General features: G+C 42.1%; 11 protein-coding genes. 4 read left to right on the plus strand and 7 right to left on the minus strand.

Features of this window, described 5'->3' with window-relative positions; all coding sequences use genetic code 11:
- Positions 1-127: 50S ribosomal protein L27 (locus ACJAZP_RS18955; protein ID WP_415232320.1), on the plus strand; the 127-nt coding region annotated here is incomplete at its 5' end.
- A 183-nt stretch (positions 128-310) separates the two neighbouring features.
- Positions 311-1,468 carry an Obg family GTPase CgtA gene (gene cgtA / locus ACJAZP_RS18960; protein WP_415232310.1) on the plus strand — a complete coding sequence of 386 codons (1,158 nt, stop codon included), beginning with the start codon at positions 311-313 and terminating at the stop codon, positions 1,466-1,468.
- Between the two features lie 108 nt (positions 1,469-1,576).
- On the opposite strand, the gene barA is transcribed toward cgtA, so the two are convergent.
- Positions 1,577-4,339, minus strand: a complete 2,763-nt coding sequence (gene barA / locus ACJAZP_RS18965; protein WP_415232311.1) for a two-component sensor histidine kinase BarA — start codon at positions 4,337-4,339, stop codon at positions 1,577-1,579.
- A 203-nt stretch (positions 4,340-4,542) separates the two neighbouring features.
- On the opposite strand from barA, the gene rlmD reads away from it, so the two are divergent.
- Together rlmD and relA are read left to right on the plus strand one after the other, a co-directional pair.
- Positions 4,543-5,877: a 23S rRNA (uracil(1939)-C(5))-methyltransferase RlmD gene (rlmD, locus tag ACJAZP_RS18970; protein ID WP_415232312.1), complete on the plus strand. Its 1,335-nt coding sequence runs from the start codon at positions 4,543-4,545 to the stop codon at positions 5,875-5,877.
- A gap of 30 nt (positions 5,878-5,907) precedes the next feature.
- Complete coding sequence (relA, locus tag ACJAZP_RS18975; RefSeq protein ID WP_415232313.1) at positions 5,908-8,121, plus strand: GTP diphosphokinase; 2,214 nt, start codon at positions 5,908-5,910, stop codon at positions 8,119-8,121.
- 305 nt (positions 8,122-8,426) lie between these two features.
- Here the strand turns inward: relA and ACJAZP_RS18980 are convergent, their stop codons facing one another.
- The 6 genes from ACJAZP_RS18980 to ACJAZP_RS19005 all read right to left on the minus strand — a co-directional run.
- Complete coding sequence (locus ACJAZP_RS18980) at positions 8,427-9,374, minus strand: alpha-L-glutamate ligase-like protein (protein WP_415232314.1); 948 nt, start codon at positions 9,372-9,374, stop codon at positions 8,427-8,429.
- A gap of 3 nt (positions 9,375-9,377) precedes the next feature.
- Positions 9,378-10,904: an inactive transglutaminase family protein gene (locus ACJAZP_RS18985; RefSeq protein ID WP_415232315.1), complete on the minus strand. Its 1,527-nt coding sequence runs from the start codon at positions 10,902-10,904 to the stop codon at positions 9,378-9,380.
- 9 nt (positions 10,905-10,913) lie between these two features.
- A complete protein-coding gene (locus ACJAZP_RS18990; RefSeq protein ID WP_415232316.1) occupies positions 10,914-11,675 on the minus strand; it encodes an ATP-dependent zinc protease in 762 nt (253 codons plus the stop codon).
- Positions 11,676-11,789: 114 nt separating this feature from the next.
- Positions 11,790-13,160: an MATE family efflux transporter gene (locus tag ACJAZP_RS18995; protein ID WP_415232317.1), complete on the minus strand. Its 1,371-nt coding sequence runs from the start codon at positions 13,158-13,160 to the stop codon at positions 11,790-11,792.
- Between the two features lie 3 nt (positions 13,161-13,163).
- Positions 13,164-14,768, minus strand: a complete 1,605-nt coding sequence (gene lnt / locus ACJAZP_RS19000) for an apolipoprotein N-acyltransferase (protein WP_415232318.1) — start codon at positions 14,766-14,768, stop codon at positions 13,164-13,166.
- Between the two features lie 7 nt (positions 14,769-14,775).
- The coding region (locus ACJAZP_RS19005; RefSeq protein ID WP_415232319.1) for a transporter associated domain-containing protein at positions 14,776-15,057 on the minus strand (282 nt) is incomplete at its 5' end.

Below are 15,057 nucleotides of genomic sequence, written 5' to 3' on the forward strand. Positions count from 1 at the left end.
ATTCCACGCTGGTATTAATGTTGGTATCGGTAAAGACCATACTCTTTTTGCTAAAGCTACAGGTGTAGTTAAGTTTGAAAAGAAAGGTCCAAAGATGCGTAGCTTCATTACTATCGTAGCTGAATAACTTCAGTCTTGACGAAAGAGTTTTAAAAGCCTCGCTGATGCGGGGCTTTTTTTTTACCTTAAATAATATTTTGCACTGTACTTATTTCTATTTACATTCCAAAATGTGAACTGTGTCCAATAGAAATAAGTATAATTATAGTTTAGACAAGCCAACGATAGAGTTGGTTTCTTGGAGGTTGGAATGAAGTTTGTTGATGAAGCAAAAATAAAGGTTGATGCCGGAGATGGTGGCAACGGCTGTATCGGCTTCCGTACCGAAAAATATATCCCGCGTGGCGGCCCAAATGGCGGCGATGGCGGTGATGGCGGTGACGTTTACCTCGAAGCAGATGAAAATCTAAACACCTTGGTTGATTTCCGTTTTGTGCGTTTTTACGATGCCGAACGTGGCGAAAATGGTCAAACACGAGACTGTACCGGATCTCGCGGTAAAGATAAATTTATTAAAGTACCTGTTGGTACACGCTGTCGTGATGATGATACCGGAGAAGTGCTTGGTGATTTAACGCGCGATGGACAAAAGCTGATGGTTGCCAAAGGCGGCTTTCACGGTTTAGGCAATGCACGTTTTAAAAGTAGTACTAACCGTGCTCCGCGTCAAAAGACCGACGGTACTCCGGGCGAAGTTCGTAATTTGCTTCTGGAATTATTGTTGCTTGCCGATGTTGGCATGCTAGGTCTGCCAAATGCGGGCAAATCAACCTTTATCCGTAGTGTTTCAGCGGCAAAACCAAAAGTGGCTGATTATCCCTTTACGACCCTGGTACCGAATTTAGGTGTTGTTAGTATGGGTTATGGACGCAGTTTTGTGATTGCAGATATTCCCGGGTTAATCGAAGGTGCATCTGATGGTGCCGGACTTGGTACGCGCTTCCTGCGTCATTTAGAGCGTTGTCGTGTATTGTTGCATATGGTTGATTTATTGCCAGCAGATGGTAGTGATCCGGCAACAAATGCGCTGGTTATTATCGAAGAGCTTAAAAGGCACAGCCCTAAACTTGCCTCTAAACCGCGTTGGTTAGTATTTAACAAAACCGACCTTCTGCCGGAAGATGAAGCTGAACTGGTGATCCAGAGTGTTAAAGAAGCGCTTGAATGGGATGGACCTGTTTATAAAGTAGCTGCGATTTCAAAAACCGGGACAAATAACGTCTGTCGTGATGTTGTTGGATACTTGGAAGAGCTACCGGCTGAATTTACACCGGAAGAAGAGCGTCAGCAGGTCGAATTCCAGTGGGATGATTATCATCAGTCAGCAATAGAAGAGCTTGACGCCGATGATGATGATGATTGGAGTGAAGATGATGAGATGATGGAAGTTATTTACGTAAAAGACTAAGTCATACGTATCAGGTTTCTATTTTAATCTCAGATTAAAATTTAAAGCCCCGCTTTGGTTGCACCAAAGTGGGGCTTTTTGCTACCTATGATCTAGGCATCAGGCTTTCTAAGCTAAATGTTTTTCTGCCTGCCGTTCAACGTTCTCCAGCTCATCTAACAGTTCAAGTAACTCCGGCTCTAATCCATCCAGCGTAATATCTTGTTTTAACCCATTCTCAATAAGAAAGGCAATTTTCTTGAGTTTTGGCACTCCGCTATAACTGCAGCCGCCATGAAATCGATGAATAATTTCGGCAAAGTGAGGAGGGGAAATTTCGCCGTGCAGGGCTTTATTGACCTCAATTTTTATCTCCGCAAACTCATTAATTAACATACCCAGCAATTCCCTGGCAAGCGCCTCTTTGCCGGCAGACTGCTGCAGCGCAAGCGGCCAATCGAAAGAGAGATTACTTGAGGTTAATGCCGGTAATGATGATTTTCTGCCTATTACGCCGGCATGGGGCGTCCATTTATTGATCATCTGCTGCAGGGCTATTTCATCAATGGGTTTAGCCAGGCAATCATCTATACCCTGCTGCAAAAACTGTTCTTTTTCGCCTGGTAATACATGCGCCGTCACCGCGATAACAGGGGTTTTATTGTTGATTTCTCCCGCTTTGATTTGCAGGCAGGCATTAATACCGTCTAATACCGGCATTTGGATATCCATAAAAATAAGATCAAAGTGCTGACATTTAGATTGTTCAACGGCTTGTTGACCATTAATACAGGTCGTTACATGGTTGGCGCGATCTGCCAGCATTGCTGAAATAAGTTTTAAATTAGCGGGATTATCATCCACGGCCATGATATTGATATCTTTACGAATGAAGAGCGGTAAGCTCTTATGGTCTATGATGGTATTAGGTTGTTTTTTATCTGAAATAAGTGCATTGGCAAAAATTTTGTAATTTATTGGCTTACTTAAACAGTGGCTAACGCCCGTCGCCATCAATTTTTCATAAATGCTCGGGTCGCTGCAATTAACCAGTACTATTACATTTTCGCTAAATTTTCTGGCTTGTTCAATCTGCTTGAAAAGTATCTGTAGGCTCTCACAATGACTGCATCCGATAACAATGCTGTCGTAACCTTTATTTAATAACTGCTGCCATTGTTGTTCTGTTGTGGCTAACGAAATTTCAGTTTCCCATTGGCTGAGCAGCTGCGTGCAGGCCCGAGCGCTATATTCGTTGCTCTCATAAACTAGTACTTTTTGTTTTTGCAAAGGACTGATCGCCATATTGCTCAATGCTGTCCTGGCGCTTTTTTCGATGATAATAGTAAAGCTGAAAATCGAACCCTGTCCGGGAACGGATATTAATTCTATTCGACCCTGCATCTCTTTGACCAGCTTTTGGGTGATCACTAAACCTAATCCGGTACCGCCATATTGACGGGTGATACTGGTGTCTGCCTGAGCAAAGGCTTTAAATAACTGTGATTGCTGTTTTGTTGAAATTCCGATGCCGGAATCAGAAATTTTAATCTCAAGCGTGACTTTATTCTCTCTGTCCATCTCTGTTTTAATACGTTGAATTTGTATTCCAATATTGCCTTTTTCGGTAAACTTAATCGCATTAGCGGTTAAATTGGTCAAAATTTGCTGCAGACGCATCGCATCGCCAATGACTTCAGAGGGGACTTCAGGATCAACGATGATACTCATTTCAAGGTTTTTCTCATGGGCGCTGGGGGCCAGTAGATGCATGGTCTCATCGATGCAGTCGCGTAAATCAAAGGGGATGTGCTCCAGAGTTAATTTACCCGCCTCTAATTTAGAAAAATCAAGAATGTCATTGATGATATTAAGCAGATTTCCGGCTGAGCGTTCGATGGTGCGCAGGTAATCAATTTGATTGTTGGTAAGTTGTGTTTTCAGAAGTTGTCTGGCAAATCCGATCACGCCATTTAACGGCGTGCGTAATTCATGGCTCATATTGGCTAAAAACTCAGACTTTACCCGAGCCGCCTGTTGTGCCGCTTTTTTAGTTATATCAAGCTCAATATTTTGTATTTCCATCTGTTCCAGTGTTTCTCGCAGCTCACTGGTCGCCAAATCGATGCTGTCCTGCATCTCTTCATGGTGTTTGGACATCGCCACCGCCATTTCATTGATACCCAATTGCAGGGAGGCCATCTCGCCAGAATAATCACCTTCTACCCTTGCATTTAAGCGTCCTAGACTAATCTTCTCAACCACAGATACCATTGCACAGATCGGGCCGGTAATGCGTCTAGCCTGCGCGAAAGCAAGCAGTAAGCTGCCTAAAATGCCTAATAAAACTACCCCGAATGAGAGGGCGGTATCGCGGTAAAATAGCAGTTCAATTTGATCGGTATTAACTTCCAGTGCGACATAACCAACAATTTTTGGCTTTGATTCAAAGGTCGACGGGTATTCTAAAAAATCGCTTTCATCAACGATTGGACTGCGAATGATGATGCTGTCCGGATAGTGTTTAACTTCAGTTAAAAGTGGAATTACCTGACCTTTTTTGAGACGTAACAGATCAAAGTTACGATGGTAATTACTAGTTACAAAAAGTTGGTTATTTGAATCAAAAATCGCAATACTTTTAATCATCGGGCTGTTTTTACGGTGTGTTGAGCCAATCAGACGTCTTAGAATGGTTCTGGTTTCATCTTGTATACCGTATTCGCTAGCGATAGCCAGAGGCTCGCTGATGTTAATGGCCCTGTCGATTAAAAAATTATTTGCCTGGTGATAACGATGGAAAGAAAAGTAACCCGCTAATATGCCACCGATCAAAATAGTCGGTAGAATAGTAAAGGCAATCACTTGTGCTCGCAGTCCGTATTTTGTCATAGGTTACATTTCTAAAGTGAGTGGTAAGCGCAAAACCATAAAATGGTAATTAAGTCTGCGGATTAAAATTTACCTGTAAAACAGGATCAGCGCATTAATCAATTTTCTATAAATGAATGCTTTTATTTTTCATTGTGTGACAATAGCTTTATCGATAAATATCAGTCTATGATCGCATAGCTTACTTAACCTGTGAATCACTTATGGCCCAGTTCTTTAAAGCAGCACCCACAAACAGTATAAAAAATCATATTCTAAAAAATATAAAAGTTGAAAAGTTGGATCACCGGGGACGTGGTTTAGCCTATTTCCAGAAAAAACCCCTTTTTATTGATGGGGCGCTTGCAGGTGAATTACTTGAAGTACAAATTATAGAAACTAAAAAACGCTACAGTAAAGCTAAGATTAAAAAGATAATTAAGGCCAGTGAGTTAAGAATTACTGCCGCTTGTCCCCATTATCAGGAGTGCGGGGGTTGTGATCTGCAGCATCTCAGCCAACAGTCGCAGATCCAGATAAAAGCAGATGGGCTATTATCATTATTTAAACGTTTTGCTAAGCAAGTGCCGCAGCAACTTGAAGAGCCGATCACCGATAAGGCATGGGGATATCGTCGTACTGCCCGTTTTGGTTTACAATTTGATAAAAAAAATAAACACTTAAAAATGGGTTTTAGGCGTGCACAAAGTAATGACCTTATCGACCAAAAAGTTTGTCCGGTATTATTGCCGGCATTAGAGTGTTTACTGGCGCCGCTTAAAATATTATTAAACAGTTTACAGTGCAAAGCAGATTTGGGGCATGTTGAGCTGCTTTATTCAGATCAGGGTGCGGTGATTTTGTTACGCCATATGAAAAGCTTAAGCGAGCCGGACTTGAAACTGATAACGGCTTTTTCAGATCAACATAAAGTGAACTTTTTTGGACAACCATCCTCTAATCAGTCTGTTTGTCTGGCTGGGAAGGCGCATTTAAGTTACCGCTTGCCGGAGTGGGATTGCTCCTTGAGTTTTACCCCCACTGACTTTTTACAGGTAAACACGACTATTAATGAAAAAATGGTCAGTCAGGCGCTGCAGTGGCTCGCTTTAGAAAAAACCGACCGTGTCTTAGATCTTTTCTGTGGTTTAGGTAATTTCACTTTACCAATCGCGCGCCAGGTTGAATCGGTTGTGGGTGTTGAAGGGGTTCAAAAAATGGTCGACAGGGCAGCGGAAAATGCACAATTAAATAATTTACACAATGCCGAGTTTTATCAAGCTGACTTAAGCGATGAAAATATTATTCAGCAGGAATGGGCTAAACAAAGCTTTAATAAGGTTTTATTGGATCCGGCACGTGCCGGTGCCTTGGATTGTTTAGCTTTTATAGCACAAAAGAAACCGTCGCATATCCTTTATGTATCATGTGATCCGTTGACCCTGGCCCGAGATAGTCAGCTGCTGCTTGATAAAGGGTATAAGCTTGAGAAGTTAGGCTTGCTGGATATGTTCCCGCAAACGGCTCATATGGAAGCAATGGCACTGTTTACTGGTTAGATTTATTTTAAATTTTTGGAGTTCCGTTTAATGGTTTCAGTCAGAGATACACATTTTTATCAAACCGCGCAAAAAAACCCTAAAAAATGGGTTACTACGTTAGGCTTAAGTAGCTCGGATCAAAATAAATTATTAGACAATTACGAAAAAATCATCGCTTTGTGCCTGAACAGCGAACAGCATAGCCTGTTGGAGTTAGGGACTGAGATGGTTGAGATCCTGGTCACTTTAAACATGGATCTGGATACCTTAAATGCTGCTCTGATCTTTCCCTTGCTTGACAATCAAATTATTACTCAGGAGCAAGTTGAAGAATGGTGGCCTAAGCGTGTTGCCAAACTGGTTAAGGGGGCAACGGATATGGAAGGTATTCGAGCCCTGCAAAATCAGGGAGGACAGAGTAACAATGACGCACAAGTGGATAATTTGCGTAATATGTTACTGGCGATGGTCGAGGATGTCCGCGCTGTAGTGATTAAACTTGCTGAACGGATCTGTTATTTACGACAGATAAAATCTGCAGATAAAAATAAAAGGCTGCTAGTTGCCAGGGAAATATCCTCGATTTATGCCCCGCTGGCAAATCGATTAGGTATTGGCCAGCTAAAATGGGAATTAGAAGACTTATCCTTTCGCTATTTAGAGCCTGAAGTTTATAAAAAAATAGCCAAACAGCTCGATGAAAAACGCATTGACCGTGAACACTATATTCAAGAGTTTGTTAATACCGTAAAAGAGTCTCTTCAGGAGATGCATGTCAACGGCACGGCTTATGGGCGTCCTAAACATATCTACAGCATTTACCGGAAAATGCAGAAAAAGAATTTACAGTTTGAAGATCTTTATGACGTACGTGCGGTGCGCGTGGTGGTTGAAAAACTGCAGGATTGTTATGCGGCTTTAGGCGCGATCCACACTAAGTGGCGGCATATCCCCAGTGAATTTGATGATTACATTGCCAACCCTAAAGCGAACGGTTACCAATCGATTCATACGGTCGTATTAGGCCCGGAAGGCAAAGCGGTTGAGGTACAGATACGCACCCAGAAAATGCATGAAGATTCCGAATTGGGCGTAGCTGCTCACTGGAAATACAAAGAGGGCAGTGCCGGTGGCAAGGCATCCAGCGGATATGAAGAGAAAATAGCCTGGTTGCGCAAAATACTCGCCTGGCAGGAAGATATTGCCGACAGCGAAGACTTGGTTGATGAGATCCGCAGTCAGGTTTTTGACGATCGTGTTTATGTTTTTACTCCCAAGGGGGAAGTCATTGATCTGCCCGCGGGCGCGACACCACTTGATTTTGCCTATTACATACACAGTCTGGTCGGACACCGATGTATTGGTGCTAAAGTCGCTAACCATATTGTGCCTTTCACTTATCACTTAAAAACTGGCGACCAGGTTGAAATTCTCACTCAAAAAGAACCCAATCCAAGTCGTGATTGGCTTAATCCTAATTTAGGTTACATCAATGCTCCCCGTGCTCGAAACAAGGTTGCATCGTGGTTTAGAAAACAAGATCGTGAGAAAAACATTCAGGCGGGACGCGAGTTATTAGAAGCTGAACTGGCTAAACTGAAGCTGAAATTAAGCGATCTTCCACCGGCAATAGAACGTTTTAATGTGAGCTGCGTTGAGGATATTTTTGCCGGTGTCGGCAATGGTGATTTACGTATTAATCAGCTGCTCAACTTTTTGAATGATCACCACCACCAGCAAACATTAGCAGAACAAGACAAGGCGGCGTTGGATGCATTAACCAAACGCAGCAGTGCTTTTGTAAGCAAACCCGTTGGCAACAATATTATGATCCAGGGTGAAAGTAATTTACTGCACAGTATCGCCCGTTGCTGCCAACCCATTCCCGGCGAATCTATTGAGGGGTATATCACTCAAGGACGGGGAATTTCAGTGCATCGTAAAGCCTGTGAACAATTGGCTGACTTGCGCGAGGCGCATCCGGAAAGGCTGATTGAAGCTTCCTGGGGGGATACTAACTCGTCAGGTTATTCATTAACATTTCGTCTGGAAGCGTTAGATCGCAGCGGGTTGTTAAAAGATATCACGACCTTATTATCTAATGAAAAAGTAAATGTATTAGGGGTTAACAGTATGAGCAATGTAAAAACTCAAACCGCCACTATTGATCTTAATTTAGAAATACATAACAGTGATAATATTACCAAGATACAGAATAAGCTTAAACAATTAAAAGATGTTATGGAGATTCGACGTTTGTAATGAATGATCTCCCCCTGTGAGTTAGGGGGAGTAATACCAAATCCATTAGTTTTCTGCTCATTTATACGGGTTAAAAAACATGCTAGCTAGACATAAAACTACGTTTTAGTCTTTGTTATTAATTTGATTCATAACATCCTGTTATTCCCCACTTCGTGGCCAGCTAAAGCTGTTCAAAATCGTTCCATACGATTTTGTATAATTAGAACAACTAGTTACTGCAATTAATGCCTTGCTTTCATGGTTTTTCCGGCGCTTAAATAGATCACCTAATTAGTGGAATTGGTACAATAATAAAATAAAATTTATTGGCAGAAATGTTTTTTAGAAAATGCGATGCGCGCTTCGACATCCATTAAACTGGTATCACCAAGGCTTTCAATTAGCTTTAAGCGCGGCAGAATGCCCTGACCGTTCGCTATCTGAATGGCTAAGCCCGGGCGTGCATTGAGCTCCAACAGCATCGGACCAATATCACGATCCAGTACCATATCGGTCCCTAAGTAGCCCATGCCGGTCATCTCATAGCAGCTTGCTGCCAGATAGATTAGACGATCCCATCTGGGGACCTCTAAAAGAGCCAGTTCTTTATTGGTATCGGGATGATATTTAACCGGCCGGTCAAATTGTACCGCATGTAATGCTTTACCATTGACAATATCAACACCTACACCCACCGCACCCTGGTGTAAATTGGCCTTACCATCGGATGCCGAGGTGGAAAGGCGCATCATTGCCATCACCGGAAAACCCTTAAAGACAATCACCCGTACATCGGGTACGCCTTCAAAACTAAAACCGTCAAAGGCATTATCAAACTGGATTAAGGCTTCAATGACAGCCACGTCTGCGCTGCCGCCTAAACTGAATAAGCCCGCCAGTATATCGGTAACATGGCGTTTAATTTCAGAAAGGCTTTCTTCTTTCCCGCTGGCTTTATAATAGCGACCATTTTCGACTTTGGTGATAACAAAAATTCCCTTACCACCACTGCCTCTCGCGGGTTTAATGACAAAACCTGCTGTCTCTTTGATATAATTTTCAACACGGCCCACTTCTGCCTGCAATGAAATTACACCCAATAAAGCCGGTGTGGTGACATTAGCTGCACGTGCAATGATTTTGGTCTGCAGTTTATTATCAACCAAGGGGTACAATTTACGCGGATTATAGCGGCCGATATAACCACTATTACGCTGGTTCATACCCATGACCCCTTTATCTCTGAGCTTAAAAGGACTGACGAAAAACATCTTTTATTCCTTATCAACTAAAGGCTTAAAGCGGCGTAACTCTAAGAGGCGGTAACCTGTGTAACTGCCCAGTAAGAGTACCAATGCCATCACCACAAACTGTAAGCCGATAAAGTTAAACATTAAATGACGGGTAACTTCATTACTCATCATAAAATAGGCAAACACCGCGACAATTAAACTGCCGCCACCTTGTTTTACCACTTCTTTCATGCCTTCCTCTTCCCATAGAACAGACATACGTTCAATCGTCCAGGATAGGATAATCATCGGAAAGAAAGTGATTTTAAGACCTTCGCTCAGCCCCAGTTTGTAGGAAAGAACACCAAACAGTGCAATCAGAAGAATAACCATAATAATCACCGTCGATATCCGCGAGACCAGCAGCAGATTTAAACGCGACAGATAGGAACGAATAAATAAACCCACGGTAACCAGTAAAATAAAACCAATTAATCCGGTGAGTAGGCTTGTTTGAATAAAAGCCATCGCGATTAACACCGGCATAAAGGTACCCGATGTTTTAAGGCCGACTAAAACACGCATTAATACAACGACTAATACACCTAAGGGGATCATTAAAATGCCCTTGAAAACCGATTGATCTTCAATAGGCAGACTGTGAATTGAAAAGTTAAAGAGATGCTCATTGACCGGTTTTTCCATGATCACTGATAATGCGGGTTGATTTTGTTTAATCATTGAAAAACTGACGGTCGAGTTTTCCCCTCCGGTTAATTCAAGTAAGGCTTTACCACTTTGATCCCAAAGTAATAAGTTTTCACGATCGACCGCTTTTGTACTGTTTGGATCAAAAAGATGTGAAGAGATAATGTCGTCTTTCTCCTGAAAGACTTCCACTAAAGGTTGTAATTGTTGGTAGCGACGCGCGTCTTCTAAGTTGAGGGCGCCAACTATTTTCGCGGGGATTTCTGCTTGATTTAATAACGCGATTAAAAGATCTTCTTTAGGGGCTCCGCTGTTTAAAATTAATCTTACATTTTGATCGGGATCTTCAAAATTTAATGCTTTTAAGAGCTCGCGGGTAAAGCTAAATGCATCGGCGCTTTTTGCATGCGCTTCTTCTATAATCACTTTCTCTGCAGCATGTTCAGCTGGACCGTTTCGAGTATTGTTGAGCGCTGGCATTTCATTGATTTGCGGATCGTGGCTTTTAGGATCGACCAGCATCTGAACGTTATAATAAAGTGTTTGTTCGTCCTTTGCCTCGCGAATAGCCCACTGTGCTTGCGGAGTATTGCCTTCATTTAGAAAAGACAGACCGTAACCGGGAGATGCTGCATTTTGACTGAGTTGTATAAACCCCGCCTGTGGTTTTGGTGTGGTCAAGGAAGCGAGAATCGGTTCATCTTTGGCGGTAAACTCAATTTTCGCATCAATACTCCAGATAGTCCGATTTTCTCCCGGTAACCAGGGGATATCAAGCGCCATATGGCGTTGCACGGTTTGATATATGCCCAGCATAAATAAGCTCGTGACTAAGGCATAAAAGAAAAACTTTGAACTCATAAACAAACCCTACTTTTTAGTTGCGCTCTTTTCTACAAATTTAGTATGGAGATACTCTTTACTCACATCCACAACAGCGACATCTTGTAAAAATGTACGACCAATTAATATCGGGTATTCCATATGGGTACGATCCGTTAGTGTGAACTCAGTTTCGCCAACGACACCGCCTATCCTTACATGCAGGTTAACCACTAGACGACTGTCTTTTTCTCCGGGATCGTTTGCCTGGATAATACTAACAAAACGAACGATTCTGGCTTCGATGTTTTGTGGCTCTGTATTTTTCTCATTATCTAAATTAAAACGCACCCATTTTTCGCCATCCCGTTCAAAACGTTCAATATCAGTGGCACTGATTGAAGCCGTTGTTGCACCGGTATCTACTCGTGCTCTAAAATTTCTTTTGATTGCCGAAACGTAGACCCACTCGGTTTGTCCTAAAATCGCCTTATTGCCAAATTTTGCAGAGTCGTTTTTTACTGCCGCTTGTTTAGCCGCTTGTTTAATGGCGGCTTTTTCTGCCGTCAGTTTAGCGGTCGATGTAGTCAATAAATCATTGAGCTCATTAACTTGAATTTTGCTGGCGGATAAAGCCTCATTGGTAACGGATAGTTCTGCTTGTGTCTGCTCGAAGGTTTGCTGTGCGCTAAACAGATCAGCCTGTAGATTGGTTATTTGTAACTGTTGCTCCTGTGCATGGTAATTGACACAACCGGTAGTCATAAAAACGACTAACGCAGTGAAAAGCACTGTTTTATTTAAAAGCATGAAAAACCTTTATCCTTGTTTTGGTTGTCTGGTGCAAAATAATAGCATTTTGTGCTAAAAATAGCAGATAAATTGCGTTTTAAAGCCATTATTATCATTGAATTCAGATGACTTTCAAGGACTGAGTATATTTCTCAACCAATGTTTTTTATGAACCCGATGAAGCACTAAAATGACCTTAATTAACTCTTCAGTTAAAGTGACAATATAAGCTTCAACCAGACTGAAATGATAAAATTTTACGGCGATAAATGCGAGAGGAATGCCGATACACCACATACTGAAAATATCGATAAAAGTGCTGTAATTAATATCTCCGCCGCTGCGTAAAACGCCAATGATGCCGATAAAATTAATGACTTTGATAAACAGCGCAAAGGCTAATACCAGTAACACATTAGCAGCACTGCTCGCCGCATCCGATGATAAGGTTGGAAAGAGTCCTAATACCGGTTCTCTAAAAAAAATAATAAAAGGGGTAAATAATAACGCCAGGCAAGGAACAAATAAAATAAAGGTCCAGGCTTGTTGCCAGGCATTATTGAACGCTTTTGCGCCCAACTCATGACCAATCATGGTACCGCTGGCGATAGCAACGCCAATAAATAGTGCAAAAATGGTTTGTTCAATGATCGAGACCATGCTCATCACCGCCAGCTCCTGCACACCAATCATCGCGAAAATCAAGGTATAGACAAAAACACCCAATGCCCAGCCCGCATCATGCAATACCATCGGGGTCGCTAATTTAATATAGCGTTTTATTTCATAAGCGCTCATCGCCTGTTTAATTTCATCTTTTGTGGTGATAATAAATCGGCGTTTTTTTGCAACAAAAATGAGTAATAATAGTAATTGTATGAAGCGTGCCAAAAAGGTGCCGAGCGCACTGCCCTGCACGCCCATTTCGGGAAAACCGCCATGACCAAAAATTAAAATATAATTTAATAAAGCATTAACAGGAATAACCAAAATACTGATGTGCATAGCTGTTTTTGTATCACCTGCCGAACGAAGTGCTGTTTCAACGGGCAAAACCACGGCGGTGAAAATAAAACTGCAGGCGGTAATAACCAGATAATCATTGGCCAGTGTCAACAGCGCTGGATCATCACTGGCAAGTTGGGTTATCGTTTGCGGCGATAAGATATAAAAGGCAATAAAGGGAATAATAATAAGCAGGCTGAATAACACTGATACGGCCAAACTGCGCCGTAAACCCGAGAGATCTTTTGCGCCGTAATATTGAGAAGCTAATACACCTCCCGCATGACTGCTGCCAACCATCATTAACAAATTGAAAAAGAATATTTTATTACCAAGCCCTACGGCAGCAATTTCATTTTCGCCGAGCTGGCCAACCATTAAAATATCAACAAGACCAAGAAATGAATAAAGTAGAGATTGAAAGGTAATAGGCAGCGCCAGCTTCCAGAGTTTTTGCTGAAAGCTCGCTTGGCGAAATGTCGAGATTTTATTTTTCATGGTTTAAAGTTTGGTTGGTTGTTTGTTATATCTGCAATATAAAAACAATCCAAGCAGCACTGATAAACAGTATAAATAAAGGGGGTAGGAGCCGGCATATTGATAGGGCGTTTGACCATAAGCCGGCTGAATTTGTCTACTTAAAACAGCAGCAACATCAACCGCTAATCTGCCCTGTTCATTACCAGATGCATCAAAAATGGCTGTTACGCCGTTATTGGTCGAGCGTAAAAGCGGGCGGGCAAACTCTATGGCGCGCATTCTTGCTATCTGTAAATGTTGAGCCGGTCCAATGGAATGACCAAACCAGGCATCATTACTGACCGTTAAAATAACCCCGGTTTCTTCACCTATATTTTTACGTAACAGTTCAGGAAAGGCTATTTCATAACAGATTGCGGCAGCCAGAGAAACTTGATCTGTTTGTAAGTTCTTTTGCACCTGCGCACCGCGCTGGAAACTCGACATAGGTAAGTTGAAATAAGGAGCAAGCGGGCGTAATAATGTCTCAAAAGGTACAAATTCGCCAATCGGCAGGAGTTGGTGCTTTTGGTAGCGGTTTTGACTGTGTAATGAATAACCCTGTTGTTTGGTTAATGGTTGTCTGGTTGATGGTTGCTCGGGTAATTTGTGCTTTGGTAATTTACCTAAGGCAATGATCGAGTTGTAATAACTATCGGTTGTGACATTATAACCAATGATCCCAGTGATCAGGGTTTTGTTTTTGGCTGCCAAGTTAGCCGATAAAGGCTGTAAAAATGCCTGCACATTAATTTCTAACGCGGCGATCGCGGATTCCGGCCAAATTATCAGCTCCGGCTGAGAGTCCTGTCCGGTTTCACTGAGTGCCACATACTTTTGCAGAGAAGGGAATAACTGTTCTTTTTTCCATTTGTCGTTCTGATCAATATTCCCCTGCACCAGTGAGACGCTTATCTCGGGTTGCGCTGTTGTGTATTGCTGTTTTTGTAAAATAAAACCACTGATTAACAGGGTGATGATAACCGTCAAGCTTAAGCTAATGTTTTGTTTCTGAATAAGTAAAGTCAGCGCGCCGCAAATCACCATTATTGCCAGGGTGATTCCTTGTACGCCTAATACGGGGGCGAAGCCGACTAAGGGGGTATCAGCATGACTGTAACCCAAATATGCCCAGGGGAAACCGGTTAAAACATAACCTCGAAGCCAGTCTGAAATCAGCCACAATACGGGTATCAGTAAAAGGTAACGCTGCGCGTTAGACAGCCCTAAAAAACGACTGCTTACCCACAATGCAAGGGTTGGATAAAGCGCAAGGTATGCACATAATAATACAATCAACAGCGCACTGACGATTTTCGGCATACCGCCAAAGAGATCCATGCTCACATAAATCCAATGTAGGGTCGCAATTAAGCTTGAGAGACTGAAAATAAAGCTGATTAAAAAATAGCGCCGGGTGGTTTTTTGTAGCTGCTGCAGCAAAAGAAAGAAACCCACAAAAGTAGGGTAAATCACCCACCACTGCTCAAAAGGGGCAAAAGCAAACACCTGAACAGCACCTAAAATAAAGGCAACAAAAAGTTGCCCGTAAAGATGCTTGGTTAAATCATCTAATTTTTCAATCAAAATGGAATCACTCTATATTGCTTAATTCTTTCGGAGTCAGTACTTGAAGTTGTATTAAGCGGCGGTTATCACTGATGGTGACTTTGAATTGGTGCTCATCAATGGTGATGCTTTCACCTCGGCGGGGAAGGTGGCCTAATTCATGAATAATAAAACCGGCAACGGTATCTTGCCCTTCAATATTAAAGGAGGTGGAAAAAAAAGTATTAAATTTATCAATCGAGGTCATGGCATTAACCACATAAGTTCTTTTACCAATCTGACGGATATCATCCTCTTCTTCATCGTC

Origin of the sequence: Psychromonas sp. (assembly GCF_047632955.1) — a bacterium.
Lineage (GTDB): Bacteria > Pseudomonadota > Gammaproteobacteria > Enterobacterales > Psychromonadaceae > Psychromonas.

What these genes read in the sequence shown, in the direction of transcription:
- cgtA (WP_415232310.1), top strand. Translation starts at nt 311, where the DNA reads ATGAAGTTTGTTGATGAAGCAAAAATAAAGGTTGATGCCGGAGATGGT.
- barA (WP_415232311.1), bottom strand. Translation starts at nt 4,339, where the DNA reads ATGACAAAATACGGACTGCGAGCACAAGTGATTGCCTTTACTATTCTA.
- rlmD (WP_415232312.1), top strand. Translation starts at nt 4,543, where the DNA reads ATGGCCCAGTTCTTTAAAGCAGCACCCACAAACAGTATAAAAAATCAT.
- relA (WP_415232313.1), top strand. Translation starts at nt 5,908, where the DNA reads ATGGTTTCAGTCAGAGATACACATTTTTATCAAACCGCGCAAAAAAAC.
- ACJAZP_RS18980 (WP_415232314.1), bottom strand. Translation starts at nt 9,374, where the DNA reads ATGTTTTTCGTCAGTCCTTTTAAGCTCAGAGATAAAGGGGTCATGGGT.
- ACJAZP_RS18985 (WP_415232315.1), bottom strand. Translation starts at nt 10,904, where the DNA reads ATGAGTTCAAAGTTTTTCTTTTATGCCTTAGTCACGAGCTTATTTATG.
- ACJAZP_RS18990 (WP_415232316.1), bottom strand. Translation starts at nt 11,675, where the DNA reads ATGCTTTTAAATAAAACAGTGCTTTTCACTGCGTTAGTCGTTTTTATG.
- ACJAZP_RS18995 (WP_415232317.1), bottom strand. Translation starts at nt 13,160, where the DNA reads ATGAAAAATAAAATCTCGACATTTCGCCAAGCGAGCTTTCAGCAAAAA.